Annotated in this window: 18 protein-coding genes and 1 pseudogene; 11 read left to right on the top strand and 8 right to left on the bottom strand. The window is 67.9% G+C overall.

What is annotated here, in order from left to right; genetic code table 11:
• Positions 1-266: 266 nt before the first annotated feature.
• Positions 267-476: pseudogene (locus ACOGXQ_RS06935) on the top strand (DUF262 domain-containing protein); the annotation flags it as partial.
• 158 nt (positions 477-634) lie between these two features.
• Here ACOGXQ_RS06935 and ACOGXQ_RS06930 read toward each other — a convergent pair.
• Entirely contained in the window at positions 635-1,249 is a 615-nt protein-coding gene (locus ACOGXQ_RS06930; protein WP_419947352.1) for an ISL3 family transposase, read from the bottom strand.
• An 844-nt stretch (positions 1,250-2,093) separates the two neighbouring features.
• On the opposite strand from ACOGXQ_RS06930, the gene ACOGXQ_RS06925 reads away from it, so the two are divergent.
• The 8 genes from ACOGXQ_RS06925 to ACOGXQ_RS06890 are packed head-to-tail and all read left to right on the top strand — an operon-like array spanning position 2,094 to position 11,142.
• The gene (locus ACOGXQ_RS06925; protein ID WP_419946688.1) at positions 2,094-3,725 is read left to right on the top strand and encodes an AMP-binding protein; all 1,632 of its coding nucleotides are present in this window, start codon (positions 2,094-2,096) and stop codon (positions 3,723-3,725) included.
• The gene (locus ACOGXQ_RS06920) at positions 3,722-4,516 is read left to right on the top strand and encodes an alpha/beta fold hydrolase (RefSeq protein ID WP_419946687.1); all 795 of its coding nucleotides are present in this window, start codon (positions 3,722-3,724) and stop codon (positions 4,514-4,516) included. Before ACOGXQ_RS06925 ends, ACOGXQ_RS06920 begins: the two co-directional genes overlap by 4 nt.
• Entirely contained in the window at positions 4,513-5,526 is a 1,014-nt protein-coding gene (locus tag ACOGXQ_RS06915) for an LLM class flavin-dependent oxidoreductase (RefSeq protein ID WP_419946686.1), read from the top strand. Before ACOGXQ_RS06920 ends, ACOGXQ_RS06915 begins: the two co-directional genes overlap by 4 nt.
• Positions 5,526-6,287 carry an SDR family NAD(P)-dependent oxidoreductase gene (locus tag ACOGXQ_RS06910; RefSeq protein WP_419946685.1) on the top strand — a complete coding sequence of 254 codons (762 nt, stop codon included), beginning with the start codon at positions 5,526-5,528 and terminating at the stop codon, positions 6,285-6,287. The genes ACOGXQ_RS06915 and ACOGXQ_RS06910 overlap by 1 nt, the downstream gene beginning before the upstream one ends.
• A complete protein-coding gene (locus ACOGXQ_RS06905; RefSeq protein WP_419946684.1) occupies positions 6,280-7,332 on the top strand; it encodes an amidase in 1,053 nt (350 codons plus the stop codon). The genes ACOGXQ_RS06910 and ACOGXQ_RS06905 overlap by 8 nt, the downstream gene beginning before the upstream one ends.
• Positions 7,333-7,337: 5 nt before the next feature.
• Positions 7,338-9,728, top strand: coding sequence for a xanthine dehydrogenase family protein molybdopterin-binding subunit (locus tag ACOGXQ_RS06900; RefSeq protein ID WP_419946683.1), 2,391 nt, complete (start codon positions 7,338-7,340; stop codon positions 9,726-9,728).
• Positions 9,725-10,591, top strand: a complete 867-nt coding sequence (locus ACOGXQ_RS06895) for an FAD binding domain-containing protein (protein WP_419946682.1) — start codon at positions 9,725-9,727, stop codon at positions 10,589-10,591. Before ACOGXQ_RS06900 ends, ACOGXQ_RS06895 begins: the two co-directional genes overlap by 4 nt.
• Positions 10,588-11,142, top strand: coding sequence for a (2Fe-2S)-binding protein (locus tag ACOGXQ_RS06890; protein ID WP_419946681.1), 555 nt, complete (start codon positions 10,588-10,590; stop codon positions 11,140-11,142). Before ACOGXQ_RS06895 ends, ACOGXQ_RS06890 begins: the two co-directional genes overlap by 4 nt.
• Here the strand turns inward: ACOGXQ_RS06890 and ACOGXQ_RS06885 are convergent.
• The 6 genes from ACOGXQ_RS06885 to ACOGXQ_RS06860 all read right to left on the bottom strand — a co-directional run bounded on the left by ACOGXQ_RS06885 (position 11,122) and on the right by ACOGXQ_RS06860 (position 19,111).
• Positions 11,122-11,697: a hypothetical protein gene (locus ACOGXQ_RS06885; protein WP_419946680.1), complete on the bottom strand. Its 576-nt coding sequence runs from the start codon at positions 11,695-11,697 to the stop codon at positions 11,122-11,124. The genes ACOGXQ_RS06890 and ACOGXQ_RS06885 overlap by 21 nt on opposite strands.
• 24 nt (positions 11,698-11,721) lie before the next feature.
• Positions 11,722-12,672: a dipeptidase gene (locus ACOGXQ_RS06880; RefSeq protein ID WP_419946679.1), complete on the bottom strand. Its 951-nt coding sequence runs from the start codon at positions 12,670-12,672 to the stop codon at positions 11,722-11,724.
• Positions 12,669-14,498, bottom strand: a complete 1,830-nt coding sequence (locus tag ACOGXQ_RS06875) for a hypothetical protein (protein WP_419946678.1) — start codon at positions 14,496-14,498, stop codon at positions 12,669-12,671. The genes ACOGXQ_RS06880 and ACOGXQ_RS06875 overlap by 4 nt, the downstream gene beginning before the upstream one ends.
• A gap of 108 nt (positions 14,499-14,606) precedes the next feature.
• Positions 14,607-15,689 carry a glycine betaine/L-proline ABC transporter substrate-binding protein ProX gene (gene proX, locus ACOGXQ_RS06870; RefSeq protein WP_419946677.1) on the bottom strand — a complete coding sequence of 361 codons (1,083 nt, stop codon included), beginning with the start codon at positions 15,687-15,689 and terminating at the stop codon, positions 14,607-14,609.
• Positions 15,690-15,917: 228 nt separating this feature from the next.
• On the bottom strand, positions 15,918-17,888 hold the full coding sequence (locus ACOGXQ_RS06865) for an ABC transporter permease (protein ID WP_419946676.1): 1,971 nt from the start codon (positions 17,886-17,888) through the stop codon (positions 15,918-15,920).
• Positions 17,885-19,111, bottom strand: coding sequence for a quaternary amine ABC transporter ATP-binding protein (locus ACOGXQ_RS06860; RefSeq protein WP_419946675.1), 1,227 nt, complete (start codon positions 19,109-19,111; stop codon positions 17,885-17,887). The genes ACOGXQ_RS06865 and ACOGXQ_RS06860 overlap by 4 nt, the downstream gene beginning before the upstream one ends.
• A 310-nt stretch (positions 19,112-19,421) precedes the next feature.
• Between ACOGXQ_RS06860 and ACOGXQ_RS06855 the strand changes: the two genes are divergently transcribed.
• Entirely contained in the window at positions 19,422-20,108 is a 687-nt protein-coding gene (locus ACOGXQ_RS06855) for a hypothetical protein (RefSeq protein ID WP_419946674.1), read from the top strand.
• A 28-nt stretch (positions 20,109-20,136) separates the two neighbouring features.
• Entirely contained in the window at positions 20,137-20,541 is a 405-nt protein-coding gene (locus ACOGXQ_RS06850; protein WP_419946673.1) for a hypothetical protein, read from the top strand.
• Positions 20,542-20,563: 22 nt separating this feature from the next.
• Here ACOGXQ_RS06850 and ACOGXQ_RS06845 read toward each other — a convergent pair whose 3' ends face one another.
• A complete protein-coding gene (locus ACOGXQ_RS06845) occupies positions 20,564-21,556 on the bottom strand; it encodes an LLM class flavin-dependent oxidoreductase (protein ID WP_419947351.1) in 993 nt (330 codons plus the stop codon).
• Positions 21,557-21,594 lie beyond the last annotated feature (38 nt).

The raw sequence follows: 21,594 nt of genomic DNA, 5'->3' as shown, positions 1-21,594 counted from the left end.
GTGTGGCTGATCGTGATGGGGCGGTGGCCCGCTTGTGTCTAGCGATGATGCCCCGATGACCGGTTGGGTGTCGCCAAGGCATTGTTGGGCCGTTGTCATCGTTGAGTCCTTGTTGCCGAAGGCTCGCCTGCTGAGCGTTGCCGTAACTGGGGCTCGAAGCGTGCGAGCCGTGGCCTGCGTGCTGCTCGGGCCGAATCACGTCGGTGGCCTTACGCTGCGGCGATGACCGAGATATCCCTTGCGAGAACTGCTGGAGGAACCGAATCGTGAAAGCGACCCAAGCCAAGTTCCTCGAATTCCTGGGCAGGTCGCCGCAATTCGAGATACCGGTGTATCAGCGCACCTACAGCTGGACGGAACGCGAGTGTCGGCAGCTATGGGACGACATTCTCCGCACCGGGGCCGACGACGAGGTCGCCGCGCACTTCGTCGGCTCGATCGTGTACATCGAGGAGAGCTTGTACCCGGCGGTTGGCGACTGCTTTCGGCTGAGCTTGCGACTCGACTTTCTGCTCGACGAAGCCCTCCCAAGTATCAATCCCTACGATGACTTCACGGACGACCTCAACCTTTGGGTGAATCACAAGGCCCGAGGCCCGCTGGCCGCATGGGTGGATTTGCGGCTCTTCGCGTTTTAGCGTGGGGTGAGGTTGTCGAGCAGGGTCCAGTCGGGTTTGGCGGCGTAGAGCAGGACTCGGGTTCTGTGGTGGTCGAGGTTGGCGGTCCCGAACGAGACTCGCTTGATGAGCTTGGCGAGGTTGTTGGCGGCTTCGGTGGGGCCGTTGGTGATGCGGGAGCGGTGCCGGTTGGCGATCTGGGTGCGCCAGGCGTGCAGGGTGCGGCCGAGCTTGTTCAGCTCCGGGCTGAACGTTTCGTCGCGCAGGTCGCGTGAGAGCTCGTCGAGCGCATCGGCGGCGAGGTGGTGGTCGGGTATCTGGTAGATGCCGCGCAGGGTTTCTTTGGCGTGCCAGGCGTCGCGCACCTCGCCGCGGGGGTCGCCGGCTGCGAGCAGGCCGCGCAGCTTCGCCTTGCCGCGGTCGGTGATGCGCTCGGCGGCTTTGAGCAGCAGCCGTCTTGTGCGGTAGAGGTGGTCGCCTTTGGTGCCCCGCCCGCCGGTGGTGTGGTTGTGGACTCGGCGGCGCACGTCGTCGATGGTGGAGTTGGCGAGCTTGACGACGTGGAACGGGTCCGCGACCTGGGTCGCTTGGGGGAGCGCTTCGCGGGCGGTCTTGCGATACGGCCCCGACAGGCCCCGTGACCGCCCAGCGGATGCGCCCTCGCCCGCCTCGGGGGGCGTGCGCCCAGCCGGCGTTTCGCGCCCGAGGCGCTGCGGCCTGGGACTATGTCGAGCAGCCTGCCCCGGCGGGCGTCCACCAGGGTGGTGCCCCAGTGCTTTTCGCGGAACGGGCCGCGGCGGAACATCAGGATCTCATCGAGGCCCAAAGCGGTCACCCCGACCAGACGGCCCCGGTCCGCGTCGAGCAGCGCCCGGCCCCACCGATGCGCCGCTGCCATCGCGGTGTGCCAGCCGCAGCCCAGCTCGGCCGCGGTCTCGCCGATCGCCCGGCCCAGACCGGCTCGGCGGGTGGCGTGCTTCGCGGCTCTGGTCGTCATCCTCGCCCTGGGCAGCGCGATCGCGTCGTGCCGGTCGGTGAACGTGCCCACCGAACAGCCAGCCTCGGGGCAGCGCCAGCGGCGCTTTTTCCACCGCAGCCGCACCGGCCGCCCGAACGCCGGCAGGTCCGCCAGATCCACCCGGCTCGACCCGTGCGCCCACACCGGTCCGCCGCAGCCCCCACAGCACGGCCGCCCGGTCAGCTCCACACCGATCTCGATCCGTGCGCCGCGCCGCTCAGCAACACCGCTCACCGCGACACCCGGCCCCAGCCCGACGACCAACAACAACGCACGCGTAAGGTCAACAGCCACAGGGATCCTCCACGACTCGGAAGCTTTGACACCTCCGATTCTGGGGGATCCCTGCCTACACCACCAGCACCCTCACCGACCTACTCCACGCGCAAACGCGAAGCGCCGGATATCCAGCCTGCAATACTGCTGCGAGCGAGCCGAATCGGGAGTGGTGAAGAGCTGTGGTCGATGACGCCGCGGAGCCCTACCGGCTCGCCGGATGGTGGACCGGCCGCCGGCTCGTCGACCGATTCGAAGCGCACGTCACCTCAGGGCCCGATGAGCTTGCGCTGGTCAGCGACGGCACCACCTTGTCCCGGTCCGAGCTGTGGCGTGCGGCCGGGGAGGCCGCCGAAGAGATCCGTGCGGCCGTCGGCGCCCGCAGACGGGTGGTGCTCATCCATCTGCCCAACTGCCCCGCTTGGGTCGTCATGTTCTTGGCCGTGCTGAGGGCCGGCCATGTTCCGGCCACCCCCCCGGTCAACACAACCGAGGCCCACCTGCGCCACATTTTCCATCTGATCCAGCCGGCCATGGTCATCTGTGCAGGTCGCAAGAACGGGGCGTCGCCCGATGAGGCGATCCGGCGAGCCGCTGAGGGGGTCTCCACCCAGCTCGCCGTCGCCGCGACTGACGAGGCCGTGGTGGCCCTTCACGGCCCGGCGGTCCCCGAAGACCCGGGTGTCGAGGTGCCTGAAAGCACGGCGCACCTGATGTTCACATCGAGCACGACCGGCCCCCCCAAGGCAGTCAGCCACAGCGAGGACACGCTGGCCGCGCTCAACCTGCAGTTCGCCGAGCGTTTCGAGCTCGACCAATCCACCCCCGTGTTCATGCCGTCCCCGCTCGGCCACAGCGTCGGAGCCATTCACGGTGCGCGCCTGTCGCTGCTGCTGGGCGCACCGCTCATCCTCCAAGACGAATGGGACGCCAGCGGGGCGCTGGATCTGGTCGCCCGTCACCGTGCAGATTTCACGGCGGCCGCGACCCCGTTCCTGCTGGATCTCGTCAATGCCGAGTGGCGGGGCTGCGAGCCCAAGCTGGCATCGATGCGGAGCTTCCTGTGCGGTGGGGCCCAAGTGCCGCCGGCCCTCATCCGTCGCTCCGGCACGGAGCTGCCGAACACGTTTGTCACTCCCTTGTGGGGCATGACCGAAGGCGGTCTCACGACCTGCGTGACCAGCTCGACGAAGACGCAGATCGAGAACACGGTGGGGGTCGGCTTGCCAGGGCTGGAGCTGAGGGTCCTTGACGCCGGCATGGGGCTGCACGCTTCGGGAGACGGCGAGCTGGTCATGCGGGGCCCTGGGGTGTTCAACGGCTATTACGGTCAGCCCGAGCTGTATGGGGAGCACCTCATCGATGACGGCTTCTTCCGCACCGGCGACCTCGCCCGCATCGACTCCGACGGCTACGTGTCGATCACGGGTCGACACAAGGACCTGATCATCCGCGGGGCCGTGAACATCTCACCCGTCGAGACCGAGAACGCGATCGCCGCCCATCCCGACGTGGTCGGCGTGGCGGTGATCGGGTGGCCGGACGAGCGTCTCGGCGAGCGCATCTGTGCCGTCGTGCAGGCCGGCCTGCCGCTCGATTTCGACGAGGTCGTTGGGTTCTGCGCTGAGCAGGGCCTGCCGCAGCGGTACTGGCCCGAACGGCTGATGCAGGTCGATCAGTTCCCGCGAACGGCCGCCGGCAAGATACGCAAGCATCAGCTTCGCGACGAATTGGTCAGTGCCGCCCGATCGATTGGCTCGACTGGCGCGGCAGGCCCCGGCTGCGCATACGGCGATCGAGATGCCGTCCGATGAACACCGTCGAGCTGAACGACATCGTCGTCAGCTACCGGAGGAGCGGCTCGGGGCGGCCCGTGGTGCTGCTGCATGGTCTGGCTGAAGACCATCGTTCCTGGGACCCCGTGGCGGCCCATCTCGGCGACTTCGCCGTCTACGCGGTCGACCTTCGGGGCCATGGCCGGACGACGCCTGGGCACGGCACCGGCACCCTGTCGCAGCTGAGCGACGACTTGGCGGCGTTCCTGCGCGTCGTGACCGGCCCTGCGACGGTCGTCGGATACTCGCTGGGCGGCACCATCGGGCTCAAGGCCGCGACGGCCCCGCACAGCTTGATCGAGCGTCTGATCGTGGCGGCCACGTCCTCGGTCGTGGGCGGGGCCGCCGCCGAGTTCTTCGAGGGGCGCATCGCCCAGCTCGAATCTCACGATGTGGAAGGCTTCGCCGCTGGCTTGCGCGATGACACGGCCCAGCAGATCGTGACCTCGTACGACATCGACGCCGCGGCCTCGCGACGCGTCGATGCGGTCGGCGACGGCCGTGGCTACATCAATGCGGCCCGGGCGATGATCGGGATCCGCTCCGAGCCGCTGAATCCGCTGTTGAGCCAGATCGACATCCCGGTCGACGTCATCGGGGCATCCGACGACGTCTTCTGCCCGCGCAGGGCATCGGATATCATCGTCGAGGGCATCGATGACTGCCGGTACCACGAGATCGCCGGCGCGGGCCATCTCATCTCCGTCGACCAGCCCGACGCCTACGGCAAGCTGCTCGCTGAGCTCCTAGCCGAGAGGGGATCTGCGTGAAGCACCGTTACGGCATCTCGCTGGGCGTCAGCCCGCGCGAACCGTTGAGTCGCACTGCCGAATTGGCCCGCGCCATCGACGACGGGGGCTTCGAGGCGCTGTGGTACATCGACTTCCAGCTGGGCATGAAGGACGTGTACGCGGCGATGAACCTCGCTGCGCTGAACACCGAGAACGTGCTCATCGGCGCCGGAGTCACCAACCTCGTGACCCGTCATCCGACAGTGACCGCCAATGCCACCGCCGCGCTCGACGAGCTCTCCGCCGGACGCGCTCTGCTCGGTCTCGGTGCCGGCTGGTCAGCCGTGCTCGGCGCCGGAGGCACGCCGTCGCGGCTGGGCGATCTGCGCTCGGGGATCGACGACTTCCGTCGACTCTTCAGCGGAGAACCGTGCGATCTCGACGGCAACCAGGTTCGCCTGGCGACTGCGCGGCGCCAGATTCCCGTCTATCTCGCCGTCTCGCAGCCCGCCATGTTGCGGCTCGCGGGCGAGACGTGTGACGGGGCCGTGCTCATGGGTGCCGCGGACCCTGAGTTCTGTGCGTGGCAGCTCGACTACATCGGTCAAGGGCTCGAGGCCGCCGGGCGCGACCGTTCCGAGCTGACCGTCGACCTGTTCGTCACGATGTCGATCGGCGACGACGAGGCAGGTGCCCTCGACGACGTCCGGGCATGGGCCACCTCTCAGGCGGCCACATTCCATCCGTGGAAGCGAATGCCGCCCGCGTGGGAGAGGTTCCGCCCTGAGTTTGCGCGTGCCGCAGGCGAGTACGGCCTCGTCGACCACCTGTCGCTGCAGGCCGAGCACAAGCACACGGTGTCCGACGAATTCGTCAAGTCGGTGGCGCTGGTGGGAGACCTCGGCACCTGCGTCGAGCGGCTCCGTGAGCTGTGGCGTCTCGACATCGACCGGATCACGTTCGCGCTGCTCTCGGGCGGTCGCGAACAACGCCTCGCACAACTGACCGACACGGTGATCGGTGCGGTCGAGCCAGAGGGAGGAAGCTGATGGCGAACGACTCGCGGGTCGCACTGGTGACTGCAGCCGCCGGTGTCGGCATCGGAGCCGCAGTGGCGAGACGGCTCGCCCACGACGGGCTGGACGTCGTGGTCACCGATGCCCATGAACGCCGCTGTCGAGAATTCGCCGGCGTCCTGGCCGACGAGGTCGGGCGCGAGGTCAGCGCGCATCGCCTCGACGTGACCGACCACGACCAGGTGCAGGCCGTCATCTCAGAGGTGGTGGCCCACAAGGGACGGCTCGATGTGCTGGTCAACAACGCGGGCTGGTCGAAGATCGAACCGGTGTCGGAGATGTCGGTCGAGACGTGGCAGCGCTGCCTTGACGTCGATCTGACCGGCACGTTCGTGTGCATGCGCCATGCGCTCGGGGCGATGATCGCCGCAGGCGGCGGCTCGATCATCAACATCTCCTCGATTGCGGCCTGGGAGATGTCGACCGAGCACGGCGCCGCCTATTCAGCGGCCAAGGCCGGCGTCCTCGCACTCACCCGGGTGGCCGCCGCCGAGAACGGAGTCCACGGCGTACGCGTCAACGCAGTGGCGCCGGGCCTGATCTACAACGATTTCCTGCGCAGGATCTACCCGCAGGAGTTCTTCGACAGCTACCTGGCCGACAAGGCATTCCTCGGTCGCATCGGTCAGCCCGACGACGTAGCCGGGATGGTCTCGTTCCTTGCGTCGGACGAGGCGAGCTACGTGACCGGCGAGGTGTTCACCGTCTCGGGAGGCGTGTCCGCTCGTGGATGAGGGACCCCTGTGGTGGCCCGTGCAGCGCCTCATCGACGCCTACCGCAGCGGATCGCTGTCACCGGTGGAGGTCTGCGAGCTGGCCCAGGCACGCATTGGCGAGGTCAACCCGACGCTTCACGCCTGCGTCCTCGACACCGGAGAACTGGCGTGCAGCCAGGCCGCCGCGGCCGAGGCCGCTTACCGCAACGGCAGCGCCGGCCCGCTCGCCGGAGTCCCGATCTCGATCAAGGATGCCTTCCACATCGAAGGACACGTCACCACGCTCGGCTCGATCGCCCACGCCGACGACGTGGCCGAGCACGACTCAGGCGCAGTGAAGCGCCTGCGCCGCGCCGGAGCAGTCTTCGTCGGCAAGACCAACGTGCCGGAGTTCTGCCAGTCGGCCACGACGGACAACCTGCTGGGTCCCGACACCGCCAATCCCTTCGACGCTCGCCGCACCGCCGGCGGTTCGAGCGGCGGCGCGGCGGCCTCGGTGGCGTCGGGCACCTGCACGGCGGCTCTGGGTTCCGACGGCGGAGGCTCGATCCGCATCCCGGCTTCGTTCTGCGGACTCGTGGGATTCAAGCCCACGTATGGGACCGTCGGCGACGACGGGGGTTTCCGGGCGTTCAGCCCGTTCATCTTGACCTGGTATCACCGGCGGTCCCTGGAGGCGGCCGAGCAGCTTGATCGGGGTGTTCTGGCAGCGGCCCGTGCAGCGCAGGCGCACTACCGCGAGCGCGTCGACCGCTGCTTCGACACGTGCGACGTGATCGCCACGCCCGCTACCGCCACCACCGCCTTCGAGCTGGGCTGCCGTCCGAGGGCCATCGCCGGAGAGCGGGTGGACAAACTGTGGGGGGCCTTCCCGTTCGCCGTGCCCTTCAACGTCTCAGGACATCCCGCTGTGGTGCTGCCCGCCGGATTCGTCGACGGCTTGCCGGCGGCCATCCAGCTCGTCGGGCGGCACGGCAGCGACGACGAGCTGCTGTCGCTCGCCGAGCAGCTCGAAACCGCTCTCGACGTGCGTCCCTTCGCCCGCCCAGCGCCTCAGCGGTGAACCCGATGAGCTACGTCGGGCGTTCGGTGCCCAGGCGCGAGGACCGCGGGCCGCTCTCCGGACGGAGCCGCTACGTCGCGGATCTGAAGATCGCCGGCATGGCCGAGGTCGCCTTCGTCCGCAGCACCGAAGCCCACGCCCGGATTGCAGCCATCGACACATCAGAGGCTCTGGCCCTTGAGGGCGTGGTCGCGGTGTTCACCGCCGACGACCTCGCCGGAGTGAACGCCTTTCCCGATTTCATCGAGCACATCGGCCCCGTGGCCCAGCGACCGCTCGCGCACGGCAAGGTGCGCTACGTCGGCGCCCCGTACGCAGCGGTGGTCGCCGAGGACCGCTACATCGCCGAGGATGCCGCCGCCTTGGTGGCCGCTGGAACGGAATTCGAGCCGCTGCCGATCGTGGCGAACGTCGACCAGGCGCTCGCGCCGGGCGCGGCAAAGCTGTTCGACGACTGGGACGGCAACTGCTCGGTGGACGAGACTTCGCACGGGCGCGCAGTGGACGCAGCGTTCGCCGAAGCCGACCACTCCTTTGCCGAGACCTACATCAGCCAGCGCCAGACGGGCTTGCCGATGGAAACCAGGGGAGTGGTGGCTGACTCGTCCGACGGAATGCTCACCGTGTGGTCGTCGACGCAGAGCCCTCACATCATGCGAACCACGGTCGCTTCGGCGCTGGGGATTGCCGAGGCAAGCGTGCGCGTGCTGCATCCCGCGGTGGGCGGCGGCTTCGGCGTCAAGACCCACATCTATCCCGAGGACGTGGCGGTGCCGTGGATCGCTCGTGCGCTGGGGCGACCGGCTCGCTGGATAGAGGACCGCTTGGAGCACTTCGTGGCGTCGGTGCATGCCCGTGAGCAGCGTCACGACGTGGAGGTCGCCTACGACGACGACGGCACGATCCGGGCGGTGCGCTGCACGTCGCTGCTGGATCTGGGCTCGGGCGAGATTTTCATGCCCGGGGTGTCTCCGGTCTACGTGACCAACACCTGTCTGAGCGGGAGCTACGACCTCTCCAACTTCTCAACGCGCACCATCGCGGCAGTGACCAACAAGACCCCGTCGGGTGCGTACCGCGGCTACGGCATTCCCGAATCGACGTTCGTGATGGAACGCATCATCGACCGGGTGGCGCGCCTGACCGGGTCGGACCGGGTGGAGCTTCGCCGCAGGATGCTGCTGCGCCCTTCCCAGCTGCCCTATGTCATGCACGGCGGCGGAAGCATCGACTCCGGCTCGCACGCGCAGTGCTTCGAGCGTGCCCTCGAGCTGGCTGCGCCTGCACTGGCACGGGCGCGGTCGAAGTCGGCCGACGACCCCGATGTACGAGTCGGCGTGGGCTACGCCAACTACATCGAGCCGACATCGCCGAGCTATTTCCGCACCACCGGCCACTGGGCGGGCGGCGACGGAGCGACCGTGCGGGTCGACCCAGACGGCTCGGTGCGGGTCGCAGCCGGGCTCACGGCATTCGGCCAGGGAAACGAGACTGCGGCAGCGCAGCTCGCGGCCGACGCGCTGGGTGTCTCGCCTGACGACGTCACCGTGGTGCTGGGCGACACCGAGCGCACCCCGTACGGCTTGGGCTCGTGGGGCAGCCGTGGCGCAATGATGCTGACCGGGTCGGTGCGAATGGCGTCGCAGCGGCTGATGGACAAGGCACGCGAGATTGCGGCTCACCTGCTCGAGGCGTCGCCCGACGACCTGGTGGTCACCGACGGCGCGTTCGGCGTGGCGGGCAGCAGCCGGCCGACGGTGAGTTGGGCAGAGGTCGCAACGGCGGCGTGGGTTCGCACCGTGGATCTGCCCGACGGCATGGAACCGGGCCTGGAGACGTCGGCGCATTTCCAACCGGCGAACCTGGAACACGAACGCGACGAGTCCGGCAGGTTCAATTCGGCTGCGGGCTGGTCGAATGGCACGCACATCGGGATTGTCAGCGTGCGGATCAGCACCGGCGAAGTGAATCTCGAAGACTTCATCGTGGTCCACGACTGCGGGACCATGATCAATCCGGCGATTGTGGAAGGTCAGGTTCACGGCGGGGTGGCCCAGGGGATCGCCGGCGCGATGTACGAGCAATTCCAGTACGACGCCGAGACTGCCAACCCCCAGTTCGCGTCGTTCATGGACTACCTGGTGCCTTCCAGCGCGGAAATGCCTCCCATGACGGTGGATCACATCGAAACGCCCGCACCTGACCATCCGCTGGGGGTCAAGGGTTGCGGCGAGGGCGGCACCGTCGGCCCGCCCGCGGTGGTGGCCGGCGCAGTGTCCGACGCCCTGTCCGAATGGAATGTCGACATCACCGAATGCCCCCTCACGCCGTCGGGAGTGCGCGACGCGCTTCGGGCTGCCGGAGCGGTCGGCGACGCTGCGGCCGTGAACCCGTGAAACCCGCTCCGTTCGACTACTGCGCGCCGGCCACGGTGGCTGAAGCGATCGAGGCTCTCGGCTCGGACGAATCCAGCCGGGTGCTGGCGGGCGGCCAGAGCCTGATACCCACCATGAACTTTCGGCTGACCGACATCTCGCTGCTGGTGGACATCGGCAACGTGGCCGGCCTCGACGCCATTGACGCCGACGACAGCGGGGTGCGGGTGGGTGCGACCGCGACCCAGAGCCGGGTGCTCAACGACGATGCGGCCGCCGTCGCGGTACCGGGCCTGCGGGCCGCGCTGGCCCACGTGGGGCACTTGGCGATCCGCAACCGGGGCACCGTCTGCGGCAGCATCGCTCACGCCGACCCGGCCGCGGAGCTGCCCGCCCTCGCCGTCGCCACAGACGCCGTGATCACGATCGCAGGCCCCGACGGGACTCGCCGAGTCGATGCAGCCGACTTCTACCTGGGGCCGTTCTGGACCGCGCTCGCCGACGGCGAGCTGGTCACCGAGGTGCGGTTCGGGGCATCGAGGGCCGGTTCGGTGACCGTGGTGGACGAGATCTCCCGTCGCGCCGGCGACTTCGCCCTCGCCGGCCTGGTTGCGATATTCGACACCGACTCCGGCTCAGTGCGATCGGCTCGCCTCGTCGGTTTCGGCATCGGCAGCGTGCCCAAGCGACTGGCTGCCGCTGAGGCGGCGATTTCGGGTTGGGCCGCCGATCATCCCGACGGCGGGCTGTTCGATGCCGCAATCGAAGACGCCGCTGGGGCGTTGGACGACATCCACGCCTCTGGCCGCTACCGCCGCGAGGTGCTGGCGGCCATGGTCGTGCGCGCGGCTCGGGACGTGCTCGCGCAACCGGAGTCCCGATGACGGGGCGTGACCGGCTGTCGGAGGTCGACGTCGAGGTGGCGGTCAACGGTCGGCCGTACCGGCACCGCGTTCCGGCCCGGCTGCTGCTGTCGGACTACATCCGCGACGTGGTGAACCTCACCGGCACACACGTGGGCTGCGAGCACGGCTACTGCGGCGCCTGCACCGTGACCGTCGACGGGGAGGCGGCGCGGTCGTGTCTCATGTTCGCCGCCCAAGCCGACGGCACCGAGATCCGCACCGTCGAAGACCTCGCCCCCGCCGGCACCGATTCGCTGTCGCCGATGCAGCAGTCGTTCCACGACCATCACGCCTTGCAGTGCGGGTTCTGCACCGCCGGGATCCTCATGACGCTCGAGAGCGTCAACCCCGACGACTGGCGGGAGTCCGCCCAGATCGTCGAACTGCTCTCGGGCAACCTGTGCCGCTGCACCGGCTACCAGAACATCGTGGCCGCAGTCGCGCACGCGTGGAGCAGCCCCCAATCGTCGTCGGCACGATCCGGCGCGACAACGGAGGCCGAGGCCGAGTCAGGTGACGCCGCGCCGTAAGTCGATCTCGTCGAGCGTGGACTCGGCAACCAGGTAGGTCGCAGCAGCCGCTTCGAGCCGGCTGAACCAGATCTGGTCGACCGCGACGCCGTACCGGTAGGCGTCGTCTCGAACGTCGGTTGTCTGCGCGCGACGTGCCGATGCTGCGGCGTCGTCGATCAGGCGCAGCTCGATGGCGCTGACTGTGGTGTCGCCGCGGGCATCGGCGCCGGCTCCGGTGGATGTCACGCCCCGCTCCAGGCTCTGCTGCAGGCTCCAGGCGATCGCGGCCAACGGCACCACGGGCTCGAAGGTCACCGATGCGACGCCGTCGCTGCGCGCCGCGAGCTCGGCTGCGGCGAGCGCGTCGGGCGCGGCCACCCATTCCGACGCCGCCAGCGCAGGGGCCTCGAGCGCTTCGCAGAATGTGCGCACGGCCCCGCCGTGATGAATCTCCGCGAAGGTGACGTTGTGGGCGATGCGCTCCGCCATGGCGGCCTCGCATCCCGCGACGCAGCTGGCCCGGTAGGCGAGATCGTGGATCTCCCGTGGTGCAGCGGTGACGGTCGGGCTCATGTCATCGGGCCTCGTGGCGGTCCGTCATCCGAAGAGCTCTCCGAACAGGCGAAGCCAGTTGCCACCGAGGATGGCGTCGCGTTCGGCGGGCGAAAACCCGGCTTGGTCGATGCCGGCGGCGAGCGATCCGAAGTCCTTGGGCCCGCGGAACCACGCGGGCCATTCGGGAAAGTCGGGAATCGCGTCGGCATCTGCGGGACGGTCCCAGCGCCCGCTGCGCATCCAGCCCAGTCCGTCGGGCTGCCACCCGAGCACTGCATCGGTGCCGATGGCCACATGCTCGGTGCCGACCTGGGAGGCAAGCCGGGCGATCATGTCGCAGTACTCCTGCCGCGAGACACCGGCACCGCCCATGAACAGCGGGTAGAGCGTGCATCCGATCACCCCGCCCCGCGACGCCACCGCTTCGAGCACCTCGTCGGGCTTGTTGCGGGGCGAGTCGCAGAACCACAGCGGGTTTCCGTGGGTGACCGCGACGGGCTGGGCCGAAGCGTGCACCGCATCGAGGCTTGTCCGGTTGCCGACATGGGACAGGTCGATCAGCACCCCGGCCGCGTTGAGCGCGGCCACCATGCGGTGCCCGGCGCGGGTGAGCCCGCCGTCGTTGGGCTCCCAGCAGCTGGCCCCCAGATGGTTGGCAATGTTGTAGGTGAGCTGCACGACACGTACGCCGACGTCGGCGAAGATCTGCGCCATCTCGGGGTCGTCGCCGAGCATCGAGCTGTTCTGGAAGCCGAGCACCGCGCCGAGCACGTCGTCGGCAACGGCTTGATGCATTTCGGCGACGTTGGTGACCACCCTGAGCGCGTCGGCGTTGTTCCGGCACAAGTGGCGGAAATCGCCGATGCGCGTCATCGCTCCGGCGAGGTCCTCCCATGCCCCGACGGTGGCGTGGACGATGTTCACGCCGCCGGATCGGACTTCGTCGATGACGGAGCGGGACCAGTGGTTGATTTGGAGCCCGTCGATGATCACGCAGACCTCCCTCGACCGTCGACGCTGCGCGGACGGGCTGGCAGCACCCAGTTGTCGTCCATCTCTTTGCCCTCGCTGCCGAGGCGCGGCGCGCCCCCGAACAGCGTGACCCGCAGCCAGTCGGTCGACTTCGGCTTGAAGTTGTCCATGCCGTAGGCGGCGAGCTGGAACCGCTGCAGTTGCAGCGGCAGGTAGCGCGACGAGCAGGCGTTGTCGCGCGGCTCACCGTAGGTGCGGTCGCTGAGATGGAGCCGCTCGGCTGCGAGGCGGTGCTCGGGATGGTGGTCGAGAACGCATTGGACCGGCGTCGTGTCGTCGTAGCCGTCGAGCGCGGCGCGCAGTCGCCACAGCCGCAGCGCCACGTCGATGGCCACATCGCGGTGTGCGGGTTCGAGCTGGTCGCGGCGTGTGCGACGTGGCTCCTCGGTGTTGTCGCTGATGACCCACCACCACACCTCAGCCGATGTGTCGTCGAGGTCGAGTTCGTCGAGCCACGCGAAGCGCTCCGACAGCAGGGTTCGCAGATGGCCGACCGTCAGGGCGGGGTCAAGTGAGCTGTGCTCGTCGACGGCGAGCAGTTCATCGATCAGATCGTCGTCGGCCTCGTGCAGTTCGGTCAGCAGCGACACCACGAGCTCGGCGGTCTCGGGATCGCGGCGCTCCGCCCAGCGGTACAGGGCATCGAACGGCAGACGCTCGCTGCGACAGCTCACGAAGGCGTCGCGGATCCGCTCGACGGCTGAGGCCACTTCGACGGCGTTGAGAAACGGCCGGCAGTCGTCGTCGGTCCCGTTGACGAAATGCTGGTACGCCCGCTCGATCCACTCACCGAGGCGAGCGAGCCGCTGCGGGGTGCCCTGCAGCGATCGGACGTCGGCCAGTGCCAGCTCGCGCACGGCAACCCACGAGTGCAGCACCCGGGGGTGCTTGAACGCGAACGGCACGAGTCCCAGGCCGGTGGCGTTGCCGAGGCCGAAGTAGCGGCTCCAGTCGGCGTCGAACGGCACCGCGGCGCTTGGGTTTGCGGCTCGGGCGCAGTGCTCGACGAGGTCGTAGCCCAGCTCCCGAAACATCCATGCGCACACGAACTGCGCTCGGTAGGGCACCTTGAGCGGATGGCCGCTGGGGAATCCTTCAAAGGAGCGCATCCCGTACTTGCCGTTGGCGTAGAAGGCCGTGCTCCGCAGGATGTAGCCGGCATCGGCTACCTGCGCGGGATCCGGCTGCTCGCCCCGAGCGAGGACATCGACGAGATAGTCGAAGAAGCGCACGCTGCGATTGCCACGCGTGAGCACGAGGACGCGGGCATCGAATCGGCCGAGCTCCTGGCGGGGGACCTCGCGGCGGAGCATGGCACTGAGTTCGTCGGTCAGCGCGCCCTCGACCAGCGCGCCGGTGACCTCCCACCGATCGGCGATCACCCGGTCGGTGTGCTCGGACTCGTCGATCGTGGTGGTGAATGCGACGAAGCTGAGCCGGCAGCCGCCGGCGTCGATCTCGTACACCGCCTCGCCGTGGCCCCGGTCGTCGACGTCGAACCGCACGCGCCGGGCCTTCCAGCCGTCGTGTGCAGCTCGCCGCAGCATGGTCCGGCTGAAGCTGTAGCGAGTCAGGCGAGCTGCACCCAGCATCGCCGGCTGCATCACCACTCGTGCGGGCCGCAGGCGGGACCCTCGCGCAGACAATTCAGCCTGCAGTGCGTCCTCAGAGAGTGCGCGGGTGGAAGGATCGCGCCATTGCGTCAACTTCTGTTTCCCGCTCTTGATCGCTTCGCTCACGGGCCGCTCGGGCCACGGCTTCGCCATCCGGCTCAGCCTCTCAGACACCGGCAGCACTCACCTGAGCATTCTCACGCATGGTCACCGGACGGCCGGGCAAAGAGGGAGGAGCTTCGCCCGACCGTTCCGGTGGTCGCGAGTCGAGGTTGCCGGTCGTCAGCTCCCGGCAGCCAGCGCGGCCTCGATCCACGGATCGATCACGTCGCGATTGGCGGCGATCCAATCAGCGGCCGCAGCGGAGATCTGCTCGTCGGAGTTGGCGCCCGAGTCGATAGCGACGGCCTGGACGGCAACCGCGAGCGGGTCCAGCTCGAAGTCCTCCAGCAGCGACGCTGCCGCCGGGTTGTCGTTCAGGAAGTCGATGTTGGCGGTCACCACAATGTCAGAGGGCGTGAACATGGTCGAGCAGGGATCGTTCGTGCATGCGTCGCCGACTCCGGAGACCCCGTCTTGGCCCTCGAGGGCCTGTTCGGGCTCGATGGCGAGCCACAGGACATCTCGGCCCGGCACGAGCTTGCCGACGAAGGCAGTGGGCGTCCACACGTACTGCAGCACGGGACCGCCCCCGGCGAAGCTCGCCTGGGACTCCGCGAACAGCGCCGAGTGAGTGGCCGACACCTGTGCGGCGCGGTCATCCCAGCCGTTCTTGGCAAGCGTGTCGTTGATGACTTTCTGGCAGCCCCAGCCGTCATCGCAGCCGTTGATGTCCGCCTTGCCGTCGCCGTCGCTGTCAAAGTGAGCGACCGCATCAGGATTGTCGAGCAATTCCCCGAGCGTCGTGAAGCCGAACTGCTCAACGCTGGGAATGTCGACGAGCAAGCCCTGCAGAGCACCCGAGGCCATCATCGTGCCGATGTAGCGAGCCTTGTCGCCGAAGGTCCCGCCGTCGGGGCTCTCGCCTTCGAGCAAGGGGGTGTGGTTGAGGGGCCATGAAGAGCCCCACAGGTCGTAGTCGCCCTGGGCCACAGCCGGGTAGAACGTCGCCGGCGCGATTTCCTCCGGGTCGGTCACTTCGTAGCCGAGCTCTTCGAGCAGCTGCTGGATGACGAAGTTCTGGAAGTTGGTCTCGATCCAGTTGCCCCTCGCCATCGTGACGGTCACGCCGTCGCCGGGCAGCGCCGCTGGTTCGGTCGCTGCGGGTTCAGTCGCCGCCGGAGCCGCGGCTTCGGTCGTCGGTGCTGCCGTGTCGGCCGTCGAATCGTCATCTCCGCAGGCGGCGGCGAACAAGCCGAACGCCATGAGAATGGGGATGAGTAGTCGGCCTCGTTTGGTGTGCATTGGTGTACCTCCCCGCTGATGTCCCCAAGCCTGACTCGGCCGGGGCCATACATGTCTGTCTAGTTTGGATGGGTCACTAAGGCAATAGCGATGTCTTCTTATTTTTTGGACATTCTCGGGATTCAGCCGGCGTTGTTGCGCCCTTGAGTCCAGGCGCTGAGCGTGGTCCCTCAGCGAGGGCGGTCCTCGCTACGGCGCAGCGCTGGCGCGCCAGCCGCGAGCAGCAAGAATGAGGCCGCCGATGACGGTCAGGAAGGCGCTGGCCCCGGGCGAGAGCGCAGGAGTCGCGAGGCGGACGAACGTCGCGATCCAAGCAGCCCCGACCGCAGCGATCGCGCACCCCAGCCCGAACATGACCAGGCCCCCGAATTGCTGCACTGACCTGCGGCGCACGACTCGGCTGAGCGCCGCAACGGCCCCGATCAGCGTGAGCGCCAGCACGATGTAGCCGATCTGCGGCCCGGCAGCATCGAGGCCGCGGACCGTCACACGCCGGGTCTGGGAGAGGGCTTCGGCCAGCAGCTCGGCGGCGAGTCCGCCTTGGTCGACGCCCTCGGCCTCGGCGGCCATCTCGGCGGCAATCTGGGCTGCGTCGCTGCGTTGGTCCAGCAACCACGATCCGGACGCTCCCGCGAACACCAGGAACAGCGTCAGCACCGCGATGCTGATCACTTCCTTGATGCCCACACGTGCCACGTCGCCGTCAGGCTGCGCCCGCAGGGCGGCGACAGCACCGCCGCCCAGGACGACCAGCGCGCCGGCAAGCGCCAGCCACACACCGGTGGCGTGGCTGTAATTGTCGCCGCGAGGAGAGACGCTCAGATACGCCACGACGAGCGACACCAGCACCAGGCCGGCGGCGAAGAACGCCTTGGTGCTGGCGATGAACTTGGCCCGGCTGTTCGGATTCCACAGTGCGGCGCCGCCGCCGAAAGCGACCCCCAGACCGACGAGGCCGAACAGGATCCCGAACCACGAGCCCCCGGTGGCGTCGATCCCGCTGTGGGTTCCGGGGAGGTCGTTGTCGTCGAATCGGGAGTAGCCCGACAGCAGGCCGGCGTCGTGGCCCCAGCTCAGCAGCGCCGAGAACGCGCAGAAGAGGCCGCCGACGAGGGCAGCGATTGCACCGAGGCGCCGGGCGGAACCCAGAGGTGCCCGAGTCGGCTCGTCGGCGGGAGGGGGCGTCTCGGCGTCGGCTTCCATGCCGGGCACGGGAGGCACCACCGGGTCGGTTCGCGTGCTCCAGGCGCTGCGCATCCGTGCGAAGAGGCTGCGGCGGTCGACCTTGTCGTCGGGCTGGGAGATCCGGTCGAGGAGGACCCCCACGAAGTACAGACCGGCCCCGGCTGATGCGCCGACGGGGATGTCGGCCGTGTTGAGGGCGGTGAGGATCGGCTTTCCGAGACCGCCGCCGGCGATGATCGCCACGATGCCCACCATCGACAGCGACAGCAGCAGCGTCTGGTTGAGTCCGGCCATGATCGCGGGCCGCGCCAGGGGAAGCTGCACCTCGCGCAGCACCCGGCTCTCGGTGGCGCCGAACGCGCGGGCGGCTTCGACCACGTCGGCGGGAACCTGCCGGAGCCCCAGGTTGGTGAGGCGGACGATGGGGGGTAGGGCGAAGACCAGCGTGGCCAGCACTCCGGGCGTACGGCGGACGCCGAACAGGAAGATGATCGGCAGCAGGTAGACGAAGGGGTGGATGACCTGCATGCCGTCGAGCACGGGACGCAGCCGGCCCCAGAACGAGTCGACGCGGGCCGCCAGGATCCCCAGCGGGATGCCGATCACCGTGCAGATGATCACCGCCACGATGATCATCCCGACCGTTTCCATGGTGAGGTCCCAGTACTCGTTGCCGAGCAGCCCGCACACCAGCAGGCCCGCCGCGCTGCCGAGCCCCACCAGCGCATTTCGTGTGGTGAGCCCCAGCAGGAAGAAGAGCAGCAGGACGATCGGCCACGGCAGCCAGGACTGGAGCAGGTTGTCGATGATGAGTTCGAGGAGCTTGTCGACGGGCCATTTGACGGCGTCGAGGAATCCCGTGATGTGGGTCGTCAGCCAGAAGACGATTTCCTCGATCCAGCGACCGAAGGGAATCTCCCAGACATCGAGGGTGCGGTTGTCCCAGAAGCTGGTGGCAAGCGTGTGGGGCTTCACGGCTGGGTGCCCTGGTGCTTGGCGGCTTCGAGTTCTTCTGAGATGTTCTCGACCCGTCCCAACTCGGCGAGGACTTCGAGGGGGCGCACGCAGCCGATGAGCCGGCCGTCGCCGTCGACCACGGCCACCGGCAGGCCCGACCCGAACAGCTGATAGATCTTGGCCAAGATGGTGTCGTTGGTCACCGCCGACACCGTCTGGACGAGCGTGCCGAGTTCGCGGGTGCCCCCGGCTCGGGCCTTCTCGGCAGCCTCGCGGGTGACTACACCGAGTGGCCGACCGTTCGGGTCGGTCACATGTGCGGCATCGACGCCGAGATCATTGATGACTCGCAGCACGTCCGCGACAGATGCGTTCTCGTCGACCACTGCGGCGTCTTCGCGCACCGTGTCGACCACCAGCACGCGGCCCTGGTCGACGTCCTGCACGAATTCGGCCACGTAGTCGGTCTCGGGCCGCATGAGGATGTCTTCGGGCGTGCCGATCTGGTGGATGGCGCCGTCCTTCATGATGCAGACCCGCGAGCCCACGCGCAGCGCCTCGTTGAGGTCGTGGGTGATGAACAGAATCGTCTTGTGGAGCTGATCCTGGATCGCCATCAGCTCGTCTTGCATCTGGCGGCGGATGAGCGGGTCCAGGGCGCTGAAGGCTTCGTCCATGAGGAGGATGTCGGGATCGGTGGCCAGAGCGCGGGCCAGCCCCACTCGCTGTTGCATGCCGCCGCTGAGCTGGCGGGGAAAGCTGGACTCGTAGCCGCTGAGCCCGACGAGGGCCAGGGCCCGCTCGGCCGCCTCGTTGCGGCCGTCGACGTCGATGCCCTTCACCTTGAGCCCGAAGGCGACGTTGGAGCGGATGTCCTGGTGTGGGAACAGGGCGAAGTGCTGGAAGACCATGCCTGTGCTGTCACGGCGAAAGGCCTGGAGCTTTTTGGGATCGAGGGCGGTGACGTCGGTGCTGTCGACGAAGACGCTGCCGGCAGTGGGCTCATGGAGCCGGTTCACGCAGCGGATCAATGTGGATTTGCCCGAGCCTGACAGCCCCATCACGACGAATATCTCGCCCTCGGAGACGTTGATGTTGGCGTCATTCACGCCGACGACGTGGCCGGTGCTCTTTCGAATGACATCTTTCGAGTAGCCGGCTTGCAGCAGTGTCAGTGCTTCGCCGTCGGGCTCGTCTCCGAAGATCTTGACGAGATTGGAGATCTTGACCTTGGTCGACATGGGCCACCCGCGCTCCGACGCTTCCGAACTTAACCCTCGAGGGCGCGGGGCCGACAACCCCAAACATTATGTCACTTTCATGTATGGATCGATGCCACGGTCGTGTCTTGTTGGCGATCTCCGTGACCCTCGTGGACTGGTGTGGACTGGCGTGGGCTGGCGTGGGCTGGCGTGGACTGGCGTGGGCTGGCGTGGACCCGTCCGATGGCGGGGTCCTCACTACCGTGGCGCCATGACTTGACGCGGCCGGCAGCGACAACGCCTGTCCCGCCGCTGGTCCATCGCCCGGACCGCCGTGACCTTCTGCGCCATGGCGCTGCTGACGGCCGGCTGCGTCGAGGCCACGTGGAACGTCGTCGCGAACGACGACGGGTCGGGCTCGTTCGAATGGCGCTATGTGTTCGATGACAATGTCGTCGGGCTCGATGCGGGGAGCGACGATGCCGCAATGCGGGCAGGGTGCTTGCAGTTCATCAGGAGGTTCGAGGGCGTCGGATCGGTGCAGCCCCGCATCCCAGGCGTGGAAACGCTCATCCAAAGCCGCCACGGCGACGGCCGCTGCAGTTATGTCGCAACGACTTCATGGTCGGCGGACGAGTCCGACAAGGTGTTCGACGCACTCGCCGAGGACGGAGGTCCCAAGTTCCGACGCATCACCGGCGGCGGATGGGGCTTCGATTTCGACACGAGCTTCATCGACGACTACTGGGAATCTGGAGGGCTGCCATTTCGGGCAGCCGACGTTCTGCAGCCGACGTTCACTCTCTCGCTGACGCTGCCTGGCGTTCCGTTGGGACACAACGCGGACTCGGTCGAAGGAACGACACTGGTCTGGATCGTCGATCTCACCGAGCCTGACGACATTCCCAGGGTGCTGCGCGCAGAGACGACGGGCCCCTCGGGCGGGACGGTGGTTCCCCTCATCGGAGGGGTGCTGTTTGCGATATTGGTCGTGTTCCTCGCACGCGCCAAGTGGCGCAGGCGCCAGGCCAGGTAGGCCACCGCCCGCGACAATGGGAGTTGCTATGGCAGCTTCCGCGAGGTTTGAGCAGTTCACGCTGGCGGGGATCGCAGCGCTGCATCTCGGTGTCGGGTTGACGCACACCTATGGCCATGCGGCCGCTGATGTGCCCATCCCGGGCGCCCAGCTCGCGTACATCGTTGTGGTGGTGACGCTCTTGCCGCTGGCCGCGGTGTGGGTGGCGTTCCGTCGCAGCGTCCGGCTGGGCGCTGCGCTGTTCGCCGCGTCGATGTATGCGTCGTTCGTGTTCGGCTACCTGCTGCACTTCGTTCTGGACACGCCAGACCTGCACTCCAACGTGATCGGCGACGGTGCGGGTGTGTTCTTCCACACGGCGCTGAGCCTGGCGCTCATCGAGTTCGTGGGCTTCGCGGTCGGGCTGGTTGCTGCGGTTCGCCGCATACGTTGACAGCGGCGCAGCCGCCGAGGGGCTAGGCGGCGTTCACCTGGGGGAGGATCTCGTCGTTGAGCTGGCGGAGGTCGTCCAGCGTCTTGGAGACCGGCACGTCGGCGAAGGGCGGCCAGATGAGCGGCATGGTCATGCCCGCAGCCTTCAGCTCGATCAGGTTCTGCGTGATCTGCTCGGCGGTGCCGGCCAGCAGGTTCGTCAGCTTGCCGTTGCGGGTCTGATCGGTCGGCTCGTCGGTGATCACGAACCAGCACATGCTGGAGATCTCCATGTCGTCGACGCTGTGCGAGCTGTCGAGCTTGTCGAGTTCGTCGCCGAAGGCGGTGAGCCATTCCGTCAGTTCCTCGGGCGTGTCCTGGATGCCGATCCAGCCCGACAGGTTGTACTGGGCCACTCGCTTGGCGGAGATGGCCGGGTTGCGCAGGCCGCTCATGAAGATCGGCGGATGCGGGTCCTGCAGCGGCTTGTGGCCGAACCCGCTGGGGCCGAAGTCGGCGAACTCGCCGTGGTACTCGAACAGGTCGTTCGTCCAGATGCCCAGGCAGATCTCGATGGTCTCGCGCACGTGCTTGTGCCGTTTCGGGAAGAGGTGCGATGCGCTTGCGGCAGCGAACTCCTCGGGCATCCAGCCCGAGCCGACCCCGACGTTGACGCGACCGTTCGACAAGTGGTCCACCGTTGCTATCTCGGCGGCGAACACGCCGGGCGAGCGGTAGGGCGTGTCGGTGATGCTCATGCCGATGCGACACTTCGAGGTCTTCGCAGCGAGCCACGGGATGAGCGGCCAGCCCTGGAACCACTGGCCGCGCGCCGAGACGGGGAGCTGCGTGGGGAACTGCTCCATCATCCCGAACGGGTACTGCAGCTCCCCCCGGTCCGAGACTTCGGGCACGACGATGCGGTCGAGCGTCCAGATCGAGTCGAAGTCCAGTTCCTCAGCGAGGTCGGTGAGATCCTCGAGCTCCTGAACGGTCACGTGGTCGCGGAAGTTCGGCAAGTACAACGCCAGCTTCATGTCAGCCATGTCAGATTCCCCCTGTTCGAGCAGCAGCA

Source organism: Candidatus Poriferisodalis sp. (genome assembly GCF_965208485.1).
In the GTDB taxonomy this organism is placed as follows: domain Bacteria; phylum Actinomycetota; class Acidimicrobiia; order Acidimicrobiales; family Poriferisodalaceae; genus Poriferisodalis.
The sequence above is the reverse complement of the archived record's forward strand: the minus strand, read 5'-3'. Positions and strand labels throughout refer to the sequence as shown.

What these genes read in the sequence shown, in the direction of transcription:
- ACOGXQ_RS06910 (WP_419946685.1), top strand. Translation starts at nt 5,526, where the DNA reads ATGGCGAACGACTCGCGGGTCGCACTGGTGACTGCAGCCGCCGGTGTC.
- ACOGXQ_RS06920 (WP_419946687.1), top strand. Translation starts at nt 3,722, where the DNA reads ATGAACACCGTCGAGCTGAACGACATCGTCGTCAGCTACCGGAGGAGC.
- ACOGXQ_RS06855 (WP_419946674.1), top strand. Translation starts at nt 19,422, where the DNA reads ATGGCGCTGCTGACGGCCGGCTGCGTCGAGGCCACGTGGAACGTCGTC.
- proX (WP_419946677.1), bottom strand. Translation starts at nt 15,689, where the DNA reads ATGGCGTTCGGCTTGTTCGCCGCCGCCTGCGGAGATGACGATTCGACG.
- ACOGXQ_RS06850 (WP_419946673.1), top strand. Translation starts at nt 20,137, where the DNA reads ATGGCAGCTTCCGCGAGGTTTGAGCAGTTCACGCTGGCGGGGATCGCA.
- ACOGXQ_RS06890 (WP_419946681.1), top strand. Translation starts at nt 10,588, where the DNA reads ATGACGGGGCGTGACCGGCTGTCGGAGGTCGACGTCGAGGTGGCGGTC.
- ACOGXQ_RS06860 (WP_419946675.1), bottom strand. Translation starts at nt 19,111, where the DNA reads ATGTCGACCAAGGTCAAGATCTCCAATCTCGTCAAGATCTTCGGAGAC.
- ACOGXQ_RS06900 (WP_419946683.1), top strand. Translation starts at nt 7,338, where the DNA reads ATGAGCTACGTCGGGCGTTCGGTGCCCAGGCGCGAGGACCGCGGGCCG.
- ACOGXQ_RS06845 (WP_419947351.1), bottom strand. Translation starts at nt 21,556, where the DNA reads ATGAAGCTGGCGTTGTACTTGCCGAACTTCCGCGACCACGTGACCGTT.
- ACOGXQ_RS06885 (WP_419946680.1), bottom strand. Translation starts at nt 11,697, where the DNA reads ATGAGCCCGACCGTCACCGCTGCACCACGGGAGATCCACGATCTCGCC.